We start from the raw sequence: 13,923 nt of genomic DNA, 5'->3' as shown, positions 1-13,923 counted from the left end.
CACAGCGAAAGGGCACCCCGTGACGACCGAAGACCCGCAGTGGTTCACGTCCTCCTACAGCGGCAACGGCGGCCAGTGCGTCGAGGTCGCCGCCAACTTCGCCCGCTCGCGCGGCGTCGTCCCCGTCCGTGACTCCAAGGACCCGGGCGGACCGGTCCTGGACGTCTCCACCGGAGCGTTCGCCTCGTTCGTGGCGGGCGTCAAGAGCGGAAACCTCGACGCCGTGTGACCACCGCGCCACGCGCCCAACCCCCGTTGCCACCACGGCGGATGGCCTGCCGCGCCCACGCCCCGTACCGTACGGGTCCCGTACCGTACGGGCGGGGTGACGGAGGGGGGCCGGGCCATGGGTGCCGGACTGCGGCTGGGACCGCTGCTGAGGTACGTGGAGTGGCCGGACGGCGCCGGTACGGCCGACGGGGAGCCGTACGCGCCGACCGCGACGATCTGGATCGAGGCGGACCGGCCGCGCACCGCCGAGGTGCGGTGCGCGGACGGCGCGGGCGGCCGCGCCCGCACCTTCCAGGTCGCCGGCCACCACTACGCGCTCGTCCCGGTCACCGGTCTGGCGCCCGGCACGACCACGGCGTACGAGGTGCTGCTCGACGGCCACCGCGTCTGGCCGCCGCCCGGCTCGCCCCTCCCGCCGAGCACCCTCTCCGTCCCCGGCACCCCGGGCGCCGACGCCGGGCCGGGCATCGCCCACCAGCCGCTGCGCGTCACCTTCGGCTCGTGCCGCTGGGCGGCGACGGGGGCGACCGGCAGGCGGCCCGCCGGGCCCGACGCCCTCGGGGCGCTCGCCGCCCGGCTCGCCGCCGACCCGGCGGCGGACCGCCCCGACGTGCTGCTCCTGCTGGGCGACCAGGTGTACGCGGACCGGCCGTCGCAGGACACCCGGCGGTGGCTGGCGGCCCGCCGCGACCTCTCCGAGCCCCCGGGGGCGCAGGTCGCCGACTACGAGGAGTACACCCGCCTCTACCGGGAGTCCTGGCTCGACCCGCAGGTGCGCTGGCTGCTGTCCACCGTGCCCAGCATGATGATCTTCGACGACCACGACGTGATCGACGACTGGAACACCAGCGCCTCCTGGCTCTCCGAGATGCGCCGCACCCCGTGGTGGCGCGAGCGCCTGACGAGCGGCCTGATGGCGTACTGGGTCCACCAGCACCTGGGCAACCTCTCCCCCGCGGAGCTGGCCGCCGACCGGCTCTACGCGCAGGTGTGCGCGGCCGGTGACGGGACGGCGGCGCTGCGCCGGTTCGCCGAGGAGGCGGACGTCGACCCGGCTCGGATCCGCTGGAGCTACCGGCGCGACCTGGGGCGCACGCGGGTGGTGATGGTGGACACGCGCGCGGGCCGGGTGCTGGACGAGCAGAAGCGGGCCATCCTCGGCGAGGAGGACGCGCGTTGGGTGCGCGAGCAGGTGCTGGCCGGCCGGGAGGACCGCGACCACGTACTGGTCGGCAGTGCGCTGCCGTGGCTGCTGCCGCCGCTCGTGCACGACGCCGAGCGGTGGAACGCCGCGCTGTGCCGGGGCGAGCGCGGCGAACGCTGGGCGCGCGTGGGCGAGTCGGCGCGCCGCCACTCGGATCTGGAGCACTGGGCGGCGTTCCCCGCGTCGTTCGCGTGGCTGACGCGGCTGCTCGCGGACGCGGCGCTGGGCCCGGACGCCCCGGCGACGGTGGCCGTGCTCTCGGGGGACGTGCACCACGCGTACGTGGCGGAGCCCGAGCGGGAGCCGGCCGCGGCTGACGGCGCGCGGGTGCTGCAACTGACCTGTTCGCCGGTCCACCAGCGCATCCCGTACGTCCTGCGGCTCGGATTCCGCTTCGGCTGGAGCCGGGCGGGCCGGTGGCTGGGGCGGGCGCTGGCCCGGCACGGCCGGGTGGGCGCGGCGGAGACCGGCTGGGCCAGGACGGGCGGCCCGTGGTTCGGCAACCAGCTGATGACGCTGACCCTGCACGGGCGGAGCGCGCGGTTGCGCCTGGAACGCGCCCGTAGGGGCGGCGGTCTGACGACCGTGCACGAGCGGGCGTGGGTGGACGAACGGCCCGGTGAACGGGTCACGTCCGCGCGGATTCACGGAAGGTAACGTTCACCCCGGAGGTTCGGGCGGGGTCGCCGGAGGGGCATGATGGCCCGCACGATCCGCTTCCCGCCCCACCCTCCGGGAGTCTTCGTCTTGTCCTCCGTCCCCCCTGCCATAGCCCTCGTCGGCGCCGGTCCCCGCGGCACGTCGGTCCTGGAGAGGCTCTGCGCCTCCGTTCCGGAACTGGCCCCGGGGGCCGCTCCGGTCGTCCACGTCGTCGACCCCTCGCCCGCCGGGCCGGGCCGCGTGTGGCGGACCGACCAGGCGGGCGCGTTGCTGATGAACACGGTCGCCTGCCAGGTGACCGTCTTCACCGACGACAGCGTCCGCTGCGAGGGCCCGGTACGCCCCGGCCCGAGCCTCCACGCGTGGGCGGTCGCCCACGGCCACCCCCTGGGCCCCGACGACTACCCGCCCCGGGCGCTGTACGGCCGGTACCTGGCGTGGGCCTTCGCCCGGACCCTGCGCGGGGCGCCGCCGGGAACGGCCGTCCACGTCCACCGGGCCCGCGCGGTCCGCCTGGAGGACGAGGCGCCCGCTCCCGGCGCGGCCGGGGAGGACGCCCCGCGGCAGCGGCTGACCCTCGACGACGGCACCGTGCTGACCGGCCTCGGCGCGGTGGTCCTCGCCCAGGGGCACCTGCCGGAGACCCCCGACGCGGAGCGGACCCGGCTCGCCGCGCACGCCGCCCGGCACGGCCTGCGCCACCTCCCGCCCGCCAACCCGGCCGACCTCGACCTCTCCCCCCTCGCGCCCGGCGAACCGGTCCTCCTGCGCGGCCTCGGCCTCACCTTCTTCGACCACATGGCGCTGCTCACCGAAGGACGCGGCGGCCGGTTCGTCCGCGACGGCGCGGGGACCCTGACGTACCGCCCCTCCGGCCGCGAGCCGCGCCTGTACGCCGGGTCCCGGCGCGGCGTGCCGTACCAGGCGCGCGGGGACAACGAGAAGGGCGCGTCCCGGCGGCACCGGCCGCTCCTGCTCACCCCGGACGTCGTCGAGGCGTTCCGCAAGCGCGCCGAGGGCGGCGACCCACCGGACTTCGACGGCGAGATCCGGCCACTGGTCGAGCTGGAGGTGGAGACCGTCTACTACGAGGCCCTGCTGCGCCGGCGGGGCGAGCGGGACACGTCCCGCTTCCGCTCCCGTTTCCTCGCCTTCCGCGACGGCGCCGCACGCGACGCCGCCCTGGACGCGTACGGCGTCGACCCCGCCGACCGCTGGTGCTGGGAGCGGGTCGCGGACCCGGCGGCGGGAGAAACGTTCCGCTCCCCGGCCGCCCACCGGGCCTGGCTGCTGGAGCGGCTGCGCGCGGACGCGGCGGAGGCGGCGCTCGGCAACGTCTCGGGCCCCGTGAAGGCCGCGCTGGACGTGCTGCGCGACATCCGCAACGAGGTGCGGGCGGTCGTGGACCACGCCGGGCTGCCGGGCGGGTCCCGCCGCGACCACCTGGACCGCCGGTACACGCCGCTCAACGCGTTCCTGTCGATCGGTCCTCCCCGGCGCCGCGTCGAGGAGATGGCCGCGCTGGTCGAGGCGGGAGTCCTGGACGTGGTGGGCCCGGGCATGGAGGTCCGCGACGAGCCGGGCGCGTTCGTCGGGGTGTCGCCCCGGGTGCCGGGCTCGGCGGTCGCGGCGACGACGCTGATCGAGGCGCGGCTGCCCCACCCCGACCTGCGGCGCGCGGACGACGCGCTCCTCGCGCACCTGCTGGCGAGCGGCGGCTGCCGCACCCACGTCGTCGACGGCTACGACACCGGCGGACTGGACGTCACCGGGCGCCCGTACCACCTGGTCGACGCCCGGGGCGTCCCGCACCCGCGGCGGTTCGCGCTGGGGGTGCCGACGGAGGGCGTGCACTGGGTGACGGCCGCGGGCGCCCGGCCGGGCGTGGACTCGGTGACCCTGTCGGACGCGGACGCGGTGGCCCGTGGCGCCCTGCGCGCGGCGACCCGGAGGGCGCCCGCGCTCCCGCCCCGGTACGGGAGACGGCCGAATGTTGAACTTGCAAGTACTCCTTAGGCGCGCCTAACGTGGTGGCTCGTCGGTCACGTCCCCCCGCCGAAGGAGCCCCCATGCCCGGAATCACCAGCCGCCTCCAGCAGTCCCAGCCGTACGCGCTCGGACTGTTCCGGATCGTCGTCGGCCTGCTCTTCCTCTGCCACGGCGCCGCCAAGCTCTTCGGCGTCCTCGGCGGGGCGAACGGCAGCGGCGCCACGGTCCCGGCCGGCACCTGGCCGTTCTGGTACGCGGCCGTCATCGAGCTGGTCGGCGGCGCGCTGATCCTGGTGGGCCTGGGCACCCGTACCGCCGCCTTCGTCTCCTCCGGCGCGATGGCCTACGCGTACTTCAAGATGCACCAGCCGTCGGCGCTGTTCCCGCTGCAGAACGGCGGCGAGACGGCGGCCCTGTTCTGCTGGGCCCTGCTGCTGCTGGTCTTCACCGGCCCCGGCGCCCTGGCGCTGGACGCCCTGTTCCGCTCCCGCGAGCAGGAGGCCGGGCGGGCCCGCGCGACGGTCGCCGCCTGACCCGCGTCCGGACACCCGCCCCCACCCGGGCGGCGGCGCAGGGCACGGGGTCACCACCCCGTGCCCTCCGGTGCGTCGGGGGGAGCCGTGAGGCGTACGCTGTTCCGGTTCTCAGGGGTGAAGCGGGGAGAAAAGGTGCTGGAGAGCGTGGGGTGGCTGGCGGCGAGCCCGTGGATCTATGCCGCGGTGGCCGCCTCGGTGCTGCTGGACGTGTTCGTCCCGCTCCTGCCCAGCGGCGTCCTGGTGATCACGGCGGCGACCGCGGCGACCGCGGCCACGGCGACGGCGGCGCCCGGGGGCGTCTCGCTCGTCGCCCTCGCCCTGTGCGCGGCCACCGCCTCCGTCCTCGGCGACCTGGCCGCGTACCGCCTCGCCTGGCGGGGCGGCCCGCGCCTGGACCGGGCCATCGCCCGCTCCCGTCGGCTGACGACCGCGCAGGAACGTCTCGGCACGGCCCTCGGCCGCGGTGGCGGCGCCCTCGTCGTCATCGCCCGGTTCGCCCCCGCGGGGCGGTCGGTGGTGTCGCTCGGCGCGGGCGCGGCCCGGCGCAGGGCGCGCGAGTTCGTGCCGTGGTCGGTCCTGGCCGGGGTGGCCTGGGCCTCGTACAGCGTCGGCCTCGGCTACTTCGGCGGCCAGTGGCTGGGCGCGACGTGGTTCAGCGCGGCGGTCTCCGTCGTCGCGCTGTTCCTGGCGGGCAGCCTTGCCGCGTACGTCATGCGCCGCCCGGCGCCCGCGCCGGCTCCGGCTCCCGTTTCCTAGGGGCGGCGCCCCGGACCTCCAGGTCGTCGAGCAGCCGCCGGGTCGCCCCGGCCACCTCGGCGACGGCCCGGTCGAACACCTCCCGGTTGTGCGCGGCGGGCGCGCGGAACCCGGAGACCTTGCGCACGTACTGGAGCGCGGCGGCGTGGATGTCGTCCTCCGTGGCCTCCTCGGGCAGCACGGGCGGGCGGAGGGTCTTGATGCTGCGGCACATACCGGTCCTCGGTCCTCGGGCGGGCGGTGAACGGCGGACGGTCGGGCTCCGGGGCCGTCGGGCTCCGGGGCCATCGGGCTCCGGGGCCATCGGGCTCCGGGGCCGTCGACGGTCGGGCGGGCGGGCTGCGGGACGCCCAGGCGGCCAGACAGCCGGAAGGGGTCCCGACTCCAGGATGCACCCGTCCGGCATGTGATCAGATGAGCTCCATGATCGCGACGAGGACCCTGTACCTGTTCTGCTCCGCCGCCCTGCCCGTGTTCGACGTGGCGGGTGTGATCGAGGACGCCCAGGCGCGCGGCTGGGACGTCTGCCTCGGACTGACCCCCACCGCGGCGGACTGGCTGGAGCCGAGCCTGGACGGCCTGGCCGCGCTCACCGGCCACCCGGTGCGCGGCGCGTACCCCCGACCCGGCGAACCGGAGGTCTGGCCCGCGGCGGACGCGCTGCTCTTCGCCCCGGCGACCTTCCACAGCGTCAACGCCTGGGCGCTCGGCCTGACCGGCACGTTCGCGGTCGGCGTGGCCGCCGAGTGCGCCGGCCGGGGCGTGCCGACCGTGGCCGTACCGTGCGTGAGCGCCGCACACGCACGGCACCCCCGCTTCGACAGGGCGCTGGAGACGCTGCGGTCGGCGGGGGTGGTGGTCCTCCACGGCGAGGGCGGCCCCACGACGGACGTGCCCGGCCCGCAGTGGCCGGACCGGTGTGCGTGGGGTCCGGCCCTGGACGCGGTGGAGGCCGCACGCCCGGCGGTCTGACGCCGCCGGGCGGAGCCGCTCAGGTGTTGGGACGCTTGCCGTGGTTGGCCTTCTTGCCCTTGCGGGCGCGCCGCTTGTTGCCTCGCTTCGACATCGCGTACCTCCCTCCCGCCCCACAACGGGGCGTACCCGGGCGTTCCGGGCACCCGTCAGTCTAGGTTCGGGGGCTCGCTCCCGCACCAGCGCGCCGCTCCCGTCCCCCCGGGACGGACGACCCGACGGCGGGGCGGGCGTCCGGGCGAGCAGCCGGCCCGCCACCCGGTCCTGCCCCCGCTCCCGCCGTCGCGCGAGCAGCCGGCCCGCCACCCGGTCCTGCCCCCGCTCCTGCGGCCGGGCGAGCGGCCTGCCCGGCCCCCGCCTGGGTCGTCGACCGGCCCCCCGGTCCGACGACCTGCCGGGGGACCCGCGGAACGGCCCGGGCAACCGGCACGACGGCCTGCTCGGCCGGGGCCTGCGCCGCGCCCGGCCGGCCGGACCGCTCGGCGGTCTGCCGCAGCCGGTCCATCGCGTACGTCGCCCAGTCCGCCCGGTGCAGATGGCACCCGGCCGCGCCGACCATCGCCAACCGCCGGCACCGCCACCCCTGCTTGGTGACCGCCCCGCACCTGTCCTGTGTCCGCGCCATGCCGTACCCGCCTCTCCTCGTCCCCCCTCGTCCCCGTCAGCAGGGTGCGCCCGCCGTGCCGGACGGGGGAAGGCGCACCCGGCGTGACCCGGTGCGCTCCGGAGCGGCGGTGATCACAGGGGCGGGTCCCGGGCGCGGGGCCGGGCGCACGGCACGGCGCGGCGGCGCGCCGTGCGCCGCCGCGCCGTGGCACGGGCGTACACCCGCGATCCGGCACGCCCGCACCGGTCGTCCGCCGCCCCGCGGCCCGGGCCCGCGGCCCCACCCCCCGGGCCACTCACGGACCCCACCCACCGGCCCGCCCCCGGCCACCCACCTGGGAGGCCCGCCACCCCGCCGCTCCCCCCGCGACTCGGACCTGCCGCACGGCGGTACGGCGGCGGAAGGCCGGAAGCACCCCCGCCGTCTCCCGCGCTGGCGGATCCGGACGGCCGCGCCGCCCGTCCACCGCCGCGCCACCGGGCGCAGCTCGCAGCGGAGCCGCCGGGCGGCGCCCTCCCGTCGGGCCCCCACCGGGCGACGGTCGGGTCGCGGGTGAACCGCGGGCAGCGGCGGACGGCGCACCGGCCCGAGCCTGCCCCGCGGCCCTCGCGCGCCGCCTCGGCGAGGACGGCGTCGCCGTGCCGGACGATCGTGCGGGCGAAGCTCACCGCCGCCGACCGGACCGCGACCGTCGTCGTGGAGCGGCCGTCCGCGCGGGTGGTGGCCCGCCGGGCGCCCCTGGAGTGGCGCGCGTACGCGATGGACGACGGCTGCGGCGGGATGCCGACGCCCGCCTTCCACGCCTTGGACCCGGACGCCCGGCGGCCGTTGGCGCGTCCCACCGACGGGTCGGACGGCGGACGGCCGCTGCCCCCGACCCGGCTCCCGTACCGGGTGCGGGTCGACGACCCGCTCGTCGTGCGCCTGGAGGCGACGGCCGCGCGGTGCGGCTGCGAGTGGCACCTCGAAGCGGAGTGGAGCGACTGCGAGTGGTACCTCGCGGTGGACGGGAGCAGCGGGGACCGGCGCGGCGCGCTGCGGATCGACGACGGCGGACGGCCGTTCCGCACGAGCGGGTACGCGGCGGGCCGCCAGTACGGGTACGCGCACGGGACCGCGCGCTGGTCCCGCTGAACCACGGCCCGCCCCCGCGCCACGGAGTACCACCGCACCACCCCGGCCGGGCGCCGCACCACGCATCGGTGACCCGTCGCGCCCACCATCAGGTGAACGCCCGTACCCCGCACCGGCGATCAGCCCTGCCGCCCACCGGTGAACAGTCGTTCCCCCCGCGCCGTACTCCTCCGTGGCAATTCCTCGCCGGGCCGCGTGACGACCGCCCATGCCGGGCAACTCACTGTCAGGCGCCCGCTGCAAGGGCCCCGCCCCCCGCCACGAGCACCACCGCACGCCCCAAGGAGGAACGGATGGCCTGGTATCCAGGGGCTACGCGTATGGAACTACAGCCCGAGTCGGACGGACAACCCGCCATCCGGCCAACCCAGTTCATCCTCCACAGCGTCGCGGCCCCGTGGACGGCGCGCCGCATGTACGAGTACTGGCGCGACAGCGAGGGGCGGGAAGGAACCTCGAGCGGTTACCGGGAGGCATACCGCTCGAGGTACGCCGCTGCGGCGCGCAGGAGTTCCGGATCATCACGGAAGTTCCCGAGTCCGTGGTTGCACGCCCGGCACAGCAGACCGCGGACGCACTTCCCACAGATGCCGGAAGAACCCGGGCAACAGTCATGACCGTGATCAACGGACAGAGCGAGCCCCTCGCTGTCGGCCTGCTTGCAGATGCTGCACACGCCCCCTTGACTCGCCAGCATCTCCGCGTAGCGGCCCGGGGGCAGTCGGTACAGCGCCTTGCGCTGCACGTCCCTTCCGCAGCTTCGACAGTTCCCCTGCAATCCGTCCTTGGCCTTGGCGTTCCGGTTGAACATGTCGGGGTGGAGCCAGAGCAGACAGGTGCGGCACTGCTTCTCGCCCCGCGAGTTTCGGTCATGAGGTCTGGCGGACCGCCGGTCCGGCAGGGCAGTCAGCTCACGTCCCACGCTGCGCTGCCAATTGTGGCTCGCACACAGCCCCTTGCTGATGTACTTCCGCGTACATCCGGGAAACTCGCACCGTCGGGACTCCGTTGCCGCGCTGCCATGTACCCGATGCGCGATCCCAGGTCCTGTGTCTCCATGGCGCTGCCACCGCTGGTAGTGCATGGCGCACCACCCCCGGGAACGCACCCGTACCGGGCGGTCGCAACCCTCAACAGTGCAGATGAACTCGCCCAAGTCGACATCACCCAACAAATGTGTTCGAGTCAGAAGGAGGCACCCTGATGGCTTGGTGCCCGTTCGCGAAGAAGCTGGAGCTTCAGCCTGAAAGCGATCAGCAACCCGCTATCAGGCCGACGCAGTTCATCCTGCACAGCCTTGCTGCGCCGTGGACCGCGCAACGGCTCTACGAGTACTGGAAGACCAGCTCGCTCGAATCCCACTTCGGGCTCGGTTACGAGGGCGATCTGGCCCAGTACATCGGCACCGAGACCCGCGCCGACTCCAACTACGCCGCGAACCGCCGCCCGGACGGCACGGGCGCGGTCTCCATCGAGACGGCGTCGAACCTGAAGCACACCGACCCGTGGACGGACCGGCAGATCGAGCAGCTGATCCGGCTCGGGGTGTGGCTGCACCAGCGGCACGGCCTGCCCCTGCGGATCTGCCGCTCCGCCGGCGATCCCGGCTACGGCTACCACCGGCTGCACTCCGCGTGGTCGTCGGGCGGGACGTCCTGCCCGGGTGACGCCCGCGTGAACCAGTTCCGCAAGGTCGTCTTCCCCGGCATCGTCAACCGCGCCAACCAGTCGCCGTCACCCTTACCGCCCGAGGAGGATCCCGTGCCGGAGATGCTGCACGAGTCGAACGCCACCGACATGGAGCTCACGTCCGGGAACTGGACCGGGCTCTCCTTCCGCACCGCCGTCCTGCTCGTCGGCCCGGTCCGCCAGCACACCGTCGTCCACCTCGTCCTCGACGACGCCACGGCTCCCGACACCGTCGTGGAGGGCTGCTTCTACACGACCGACAAGAACGGCGGCGACCGCTCCCTGCACCTGCCGGTCCGCGGATACGGCCCGGGTGGGCACCAGTTCGCGTGCACGGCGGACGTCGGAGCCGGCCGCCACCTGCGCTTCATGGTCCGCGCGAGGACCCGTGACAGCCGCCCCGTGCGGCTGCTGCACCGCGCGGTGTCGGGGCCGTTCTGGAAGCTGTGAACCCGCGGCGGTCCCCGGCCGCCACGGGCGGGTAAACCCGTTGCGGGGCGGGCGGACCCGCTGCGAGGCTGCGGCCATGTCCGCGCATACGACCTCGTCACTCGGCGTGTCCGCCCTCTTCGACGGATCGGGCCGCCTCACCGCCATCCCCCGCCGGCCGGCCCGCCGCGAACAACTGCTCGCCCACCTCACCGAAACCCTCTTCGAGGAGGGCCGCCCGTACAGCGAGCCGGAGGTGAACGAGGCGCTGCGCACGGTCCACGACGACTGCTCGGCACTCCGCCGTTACCTCGTCGTCGCAGGTCACCTGTCCCGTACGCGCGACGGCCGCACATACCACCGCGCGGCGACCACCACCCTCCCGCCGACGGCCTGAGCCCACGCGCGTACGTCGGGGCCGTACCGCACCGGCCGGGCGGCGGCTCCGGGCGCCACGCCGTCACCCCGCGCGCCTCCCGCCGCGTGCGCGGGCTCCCCGGGAACGGACCCGTGCGCGGGGTCACGGGAACGGACCGATGTCGGACCCCCGGCCGTCGGTGTCGTACGGCCGGGGGCCCGCGGTGTGCCCGGCGGAGACCCGGAGGTCAGCCCGCGATGCGGAGGGTCCAGCGGCGGGAAGGGTGGGTGTCACAGGTGAACTGCACCAGCCGGACGTTGTTCTCGGTCGACGTGCCGCCGGCGACGGTGGCGCACTTGCGAGTGCCCGCGTTCACGACCTGGTAGGAGCTGCCGTTCCAGTTGACGACGCGCCAGCGGCGCGAGGGGTGGGTGTCGCAGGTGAACTGCACGAGCTGGACGTTGTTCTCCCGGGAGACGCCGCCGGCGACGGTCATGCACTTGCGGGTGCCGACGTTGACGAGCTGGTACGAGTTGCCGTTCCAGTTCGCGAGCCGCCAGCGGCGCGAGGGGTGGGTGTCGCAGGTGAACTGGACGAGCTCGACGTTGTTCTCGGTCGACGTCCCTCCGGCCACGGTGGCGCACTTGCGCGTCTGCACGTCGATCATCTGGACGGCTCCGTTCCCCGCGAGCCGTGCGGCGCTGTCCGGGGCCGGCTGCGCGACCACGGGGGCGGGGAGGACGAGGACGCCCGCGACCGCGAGACCCGTGGGAACGGTCAGGAGGCGGCGGGCCCGGGTGTACATGCGCATGAGAGTGCTCCTCTCGGATCCTGCGGGGGTGCCGGAAGGGCGCTGACGCGGCCGTCCGTCCCGTCCGTGGGGACGGCGACACACCGGCGGTACACCGCCCGACGGCGGATGTGGAGCGGTGGAGCTGCGAAGCGGCACCGCCGCCCCGGATCCGCCGATCGGCGAAGTGGCTCCCCGTCCAGGACTCCCGTCGCTGTGGCCGGCTGTCCGGCAGCCGGGTCCACACCCCGGCGCCGCACGAACGGCCCGCCGAGGAGCCGCGTATGAGGGCGCGGCCGCCTTCCCACTATCAGCGCCCGCCCATACCCCCGCAACCGCGACCACGACCAAGACCGGCGTCCCACGACCCGCGTCCCGCGTCCCGCGAGGGCCCCTCGTCACTCCCCGCCCCGGGCTCAGACGTCCAGGGGTTCCGCGCCGTGAGCCCGGGCGACCGCGTCGATCCGCGCGGCGAGGTCGAAGTCGGCGGCGGTGAGCCGGTGCCCGGCGTCATGGGTGGTGATCCCGAACCGGACGCGCCCCCACCGCAGGTCGATGTCGGCGTGGTGCCCGACCGCCCGCTCGACGTCCGCCACGTGCACGATCATCGCCACACCGCCGTGGTACCCAATGGCGTACGACCGGCTGATCTCGTTGCCCACCCGCCGCCACCCCGGCACCTCCCGCAGCGCGACGTCGACCTCGGCGCCCGTCAACGCCACCGGCACATCCCCCACGCCAACTCCCCTCCTGTGCAAGCCCCCTGACCCTGCCTGACCCACCAGCCGTCGCGCCGGGACTGCACCCCCACGTGCGGCTCGACCACGGCCCCAAGCAGCCTGCCACCCACGCCGCTCCCCGCCAAGGACCTGCCCCCGCGGCAGAGGCCGACCACCTCGACCACGCCGACCACTTCGGCGACTCCTCGGTCCCCAGACGAGAGGCCCCGACCGCGCGGAGCCCGCCGAGCACGACGCACTGCCTGCCGCTCCGGCTCGATCCACCTCCACGCAGACGAACGACCTGGCGGTCCACTGGTCCGCCCCCGGGCGTCCGACCACCGGTCCGGGTCCGTGTTGGTCGGAGCGTCGCCCCGGCAAGGCGGGAGCGTCCCCGCCGGTCGTCCTCACGCCGTCGAGCGGCCACTCCGCCGTACCGGACCGGCATGGCGAAGGCACCCGGCCGTCATCGACCGGGGGCCTTCGTGGGGGTGGGCGCGGACGCTTTCGCACCGCCGACATCTGCTGTGTAAGTTCGAGCTGATCTTGGCGGGGTGGCCTGGGCATTGCTGCGGCCGGACGGGAGCGCTCGCATACGCTCTCGTCCGGCGTCGTGGATGTCAGCTGTGGATGTCAGTCGCCCCCTCGATGCGCATTACGGGCGGGAGGTCGCCGAGGTCTGCAAGGCTGGTCGAGCGGCTGCATGGGGGCGGTGGCGGGCGACTGCGGTCGCGGTGGTTACGGTGGTTGCTACTTTCCTGCTGTACGGCGGCCGCACGATCGGGGGGATCATGGCAGCGCTGGGGTTCTTCTTCATCATCCTCCCGTGCCTCGCCGTCGTCAGCTTCACATGCTTTGCTGCATGTCGAGCCCAGAGACACAAGGCGTTCAAGGCTTTGGCCTATGCATGCCTGGGCCTCGGCCTCCTATGCGGCCTCACTCCCATCGGGATTGTCGTCTGGGCGTCTTCCCTGTAGGTGCCGTGCGCCGGCCCCGTGTTGCCAGGTTCCAGGTCGTGGCGAAGGCACCAGTTTGGAAATCCGTCGTGGCGCGAGTCACCGTGGGTTCAAATCCCACACCCACCGCAGGCGAACGGCCCCTGAAGGAGTGGTCACGCGGAACGTTGCGACGCTCGTCGAACCGCCCTCGGTGGAGGCCCGTGACCTGTCGCCCTGGTCGCTGGACGACACGCTCGACTTCCTCGCCGCCGCCCGGACCGATCCGCTCTACGCGGCCTTCGTCCTCGCCATCGCCCTCGGCTTCCGGCGCGGTGAGATCGTCGGCCTGCGCTGGGAGAACGTCGACCTCGACCGGCGGGAGATCCGCGTCCGCACCCAGCGACAGCGAGTCGGCGGAGAGACCTACGAGGATGATCCCAAGGGGCGCCGCCGGAAGCAGACCCTTCCCTTGCCCGCCATCTGCATCGCCCCGCTGCGCTGGCAGCGCCTCCGCCAGCTGGCCATGCGCGAGAAGGCCGGCGCCGCGTGGGAGGAGACCGGCTATGTCTTCACCACCCGGACCGGGCGGCCGATCGAGCCGCGGAACCTGTACCGGTCGTTCACCCGTGTCGCCCGCTCCGCCGACCTTCGGGTGATCCGGCTGCACGACGCCCGGCACGGCTGCGCCTCGCTGCTGACCGCCGCCGGGGTCGCGCCCCGCGTCGTCATGGAGATCCTCGGTCACAGCCAGATCGCCGTGACCATGAACGTGTACACGCACGTCGTGCAGGACACCCAGCGTGAGGCCGTCAGCCACATGGACCGGCTGCTCAGGAGGCGCCCTGGCCGCCGTTGACCGGCGCCGTTGACCGGCGCCGTTGATGTCGAAGCCGGATGTCAAAGACCCCCAA

General features: G+C 74.8%; 14 protein-coding genes and 1 pseudogene. 10 read left to right on the top strand and 5 right to left on the bottom strand.

Annotation, left to right across the window (positions count from 1 at the left end):
• Nucleotides 1-19: 19 nt before the first annotated feature.
• The 5 genes from ACF053_RS08180 (at nt 20) to ACF053_RS08160 (ending at nt 5,376) form a co-directional block, all read left to right on the top strand.
• Nucleotides 20-229, top strand: a complete 210-nt coding sequence (locus ACF053_RS08180; RefSeq protein ID WP_391953086.1) for a DUF397 domain-containing protein — start codon at nt 20-22, stop codon at nt 227-229.
• Between the two features lie 117 nt (nt 230-346).
• Nucleotides 347-2,092: an alkaline phosphatase D family protein gene (locus ACF053_RS08175; protein ID WP_391953085.1), complete on the top strand. Its 1,746-nt coding sequence runs from the start codon at nt 347-349 to the stop codon at nt 2,090-2,092.
• A 39-nt stretch (nt 2,093-2,131) separates the two neighbouring features.
• Nucleotides 2,132-4,111, top strand: a complete 1,980-nt coding sequence (locus tag ACF053_RS08170) for an FAD/NAD(P)-binding protein (protein ID WP_391953084.1) — start codon at nt 2,132-2,134, stop codon at nt 4,109-4,111.
• Between the two features lie 62 nt (nt 4,112-4,173).
• On the top strand, nt 4,174-4,617 hold the full coding sequence (locus ACF053_RS08165; protein ID WP_391953217.1) for a DoxX family protein: 444 nt from the start codon (nt 4,174-4,176) through the stop codon (nt 4,615-4,617).
• 135 nt (nt 4,618-4,752) lie between these two features.
• Nucleotides 4,753-5,376 (top strand): DedA family protein, encoded by a 624-nt coding sequence (locus tag ACF053_RS08160; RefSeq protein WP_391953083.1) that lies wholly within the window; start codon nt 4,753-4,755, stop codon nt 5,374-5,376.
• Here the strand turns inward: ACF053_RS08160 and ACF053_RS08155 are convergent.
• Nucleotides 5,330-5,590 carry a DUF2277 domain-containing protein gene (locus ACF053_RS08155; protein WP_391953082.1) on the bottom strand — a complete coding sequence of 87 codons (261 nt, stop codon included), beginning with the start codon at nt 5,588-5,590 and terminating at the stop codon, nt 5,330-5,332. The genes ACF053_RS08160 and ACF053_RS08155 overlap by 47 nt on opposite strands.
• Before the next feature lie 209 nt (nt 5,591-5,799).
• Between ACF053_RS08155 and ACF053_RS08150 the strand changes: the two genes are divergently transcribed.
• Nucleotides 5,800-6,348: a flavoprotein gene (locus tag ACF053_RS08150; RefSeq protein WP_391953081.1), complete on the top strand. Its 549-nt coding sequence runs from the start codon at nt 5,800-5,802 to the stop codon at nt 6,346-6,348.
• A 19-nt stretch (nt 6,349-6,367) separates the two neighbouring features.
• Here ACF053_RS08150 and ACF053_RS08145 read toward each other — a convergent pair whose 3' ends face one another.
• Nucleotides 6,368-6,442: a 50S ribosomal protein bL37 gene (locus tag ACF053_RS08145; protein WP_391953216.1), complete on the bottom strand. Its 75-nt coding sequence runs from the start codon at nt 6,440-6,442 to the stop codon at nt 6,368-6,370.
• A 1,164-nt stretch (nt 6,443-7,606) separates the two neighbouring features.
• Here ACF053_RS08145 and ACF053_RS08140 point away from each other — a divergent pair.
• Nucleotides 7,607-8,089: a hypothetical protein gene (locus tag ACF053_RS08140; protein ID WP_391953080.1), complete on the top strand. Its 483-nt coding sequence runs from the start codon at nt 7,607-7,609 to the stop codon at nt 8,087-8,089.
• Nucleotides 8,090-8,552: 463 nt separating this feature from the next.
• On the opposite strand, the gene ACF053_RS08135 is transcribed toward ACF053_RS08140, so the two are convergent.
• On the bottom strand, nt 8,553-8,900 hold the full coding sequence (locus ACF053_RS08135; protein ID WP_391953215.1) for an endonuclease VII domain-containing protein: 348 nt from the start codon (nt 8,898-8,900) through the stop codon (nt 8,553-8,555).
• 392 nt (nt 8,901-9,292) lie between these two features.
• Here ACF053_RS08135 and ACF053_RS08130 point away from each other — a divergent pair, with 392 nt between their 5' ends.
• On the top strand, nt 9,293-10,228 hold the full coding sequence (locus ACF053_RS08130) for a peptidoglycan recognition protein family protein (RefSeq protein WP_391953079.1): 936 nt from the start codon (nt 9,293-9,295) through the stop codon (nt 10,226-10,228).
• A 76-nt stretch (nt 10,229-10,304) separates the two neighbouring features.
• A complete protein-coding gene (locus ACF053_RS08125; protein ID WP_391953078.1) occupies nt 10,305-10,604 on the top strand; it encodes a DUF2087 domain-containing protein in 300 nt (99 codons plus the stop codon).
• A 208-nt stretch (nt 10,605-10,812) separates the two neighbouring features.
• Here the strand turns inward: ACF053_RS08125 and ACF053_RS08120 are convergent, their stop codons facing one another.
• Nucleotides 10,813-11,376 (bottom strand): RICIN domain-containing protein, encoded by a 564-nt coding sequence (locus tag ACF053_RS08120; RefSeq protein ID WP_391953077.1) that lies wholly within the window; start codon nt 11,374-11,376, stop codon nt 10,813-10,815.
• Nucleotides 11,377-11,771: 395 nt separating this feature from the next.
• Nucleotides 11,772-12,092 carry a 4a-hydroxytetrahydrobiopterin dehydratase gene (locus tag ACF053_RS08115; RefSeq protein ID WP_391953076.1) on the bottom strand — a complete coding sequence of 107 codons (321 nt, stop codon included), beginning with the start codon at nt 12,090-12,092 and terminating at the stop codon, nt 11,772-11,774.
• A 1,083-nt stretch (nt 12,093-13,175) separates the two neighbouring features.
• Between ACF053_RS08115 and ACF053_RS08110 the strand changes: the two are divergent.
• Nucleotides 13,176-13,868 (top strand): annotated as a pseudogene (locus ACF053_RS08110) (tyrosine-type recombinase/integrase); the annotation flags it as partial.
• Nucleotides 13,869-13,923 lie beyond the last annotated feature (55 nt).

The sequence above is a fragment of the Streptomyces kanasensis genome (assembly GCF_043077165.1).
GTDB classification, from domain to species: domain Bacteria; phylum Actinomycetota; class Actinomycetes; order Streptomycetales; family Streptomycetaceae; genus Streptomyces; species Streptomyces changanensis.
The sequence above is the reverse complement of the archived record's forward strand: the minus strand, read 5'-3'. Positions and strand labels throughout refer to the sequence as shown.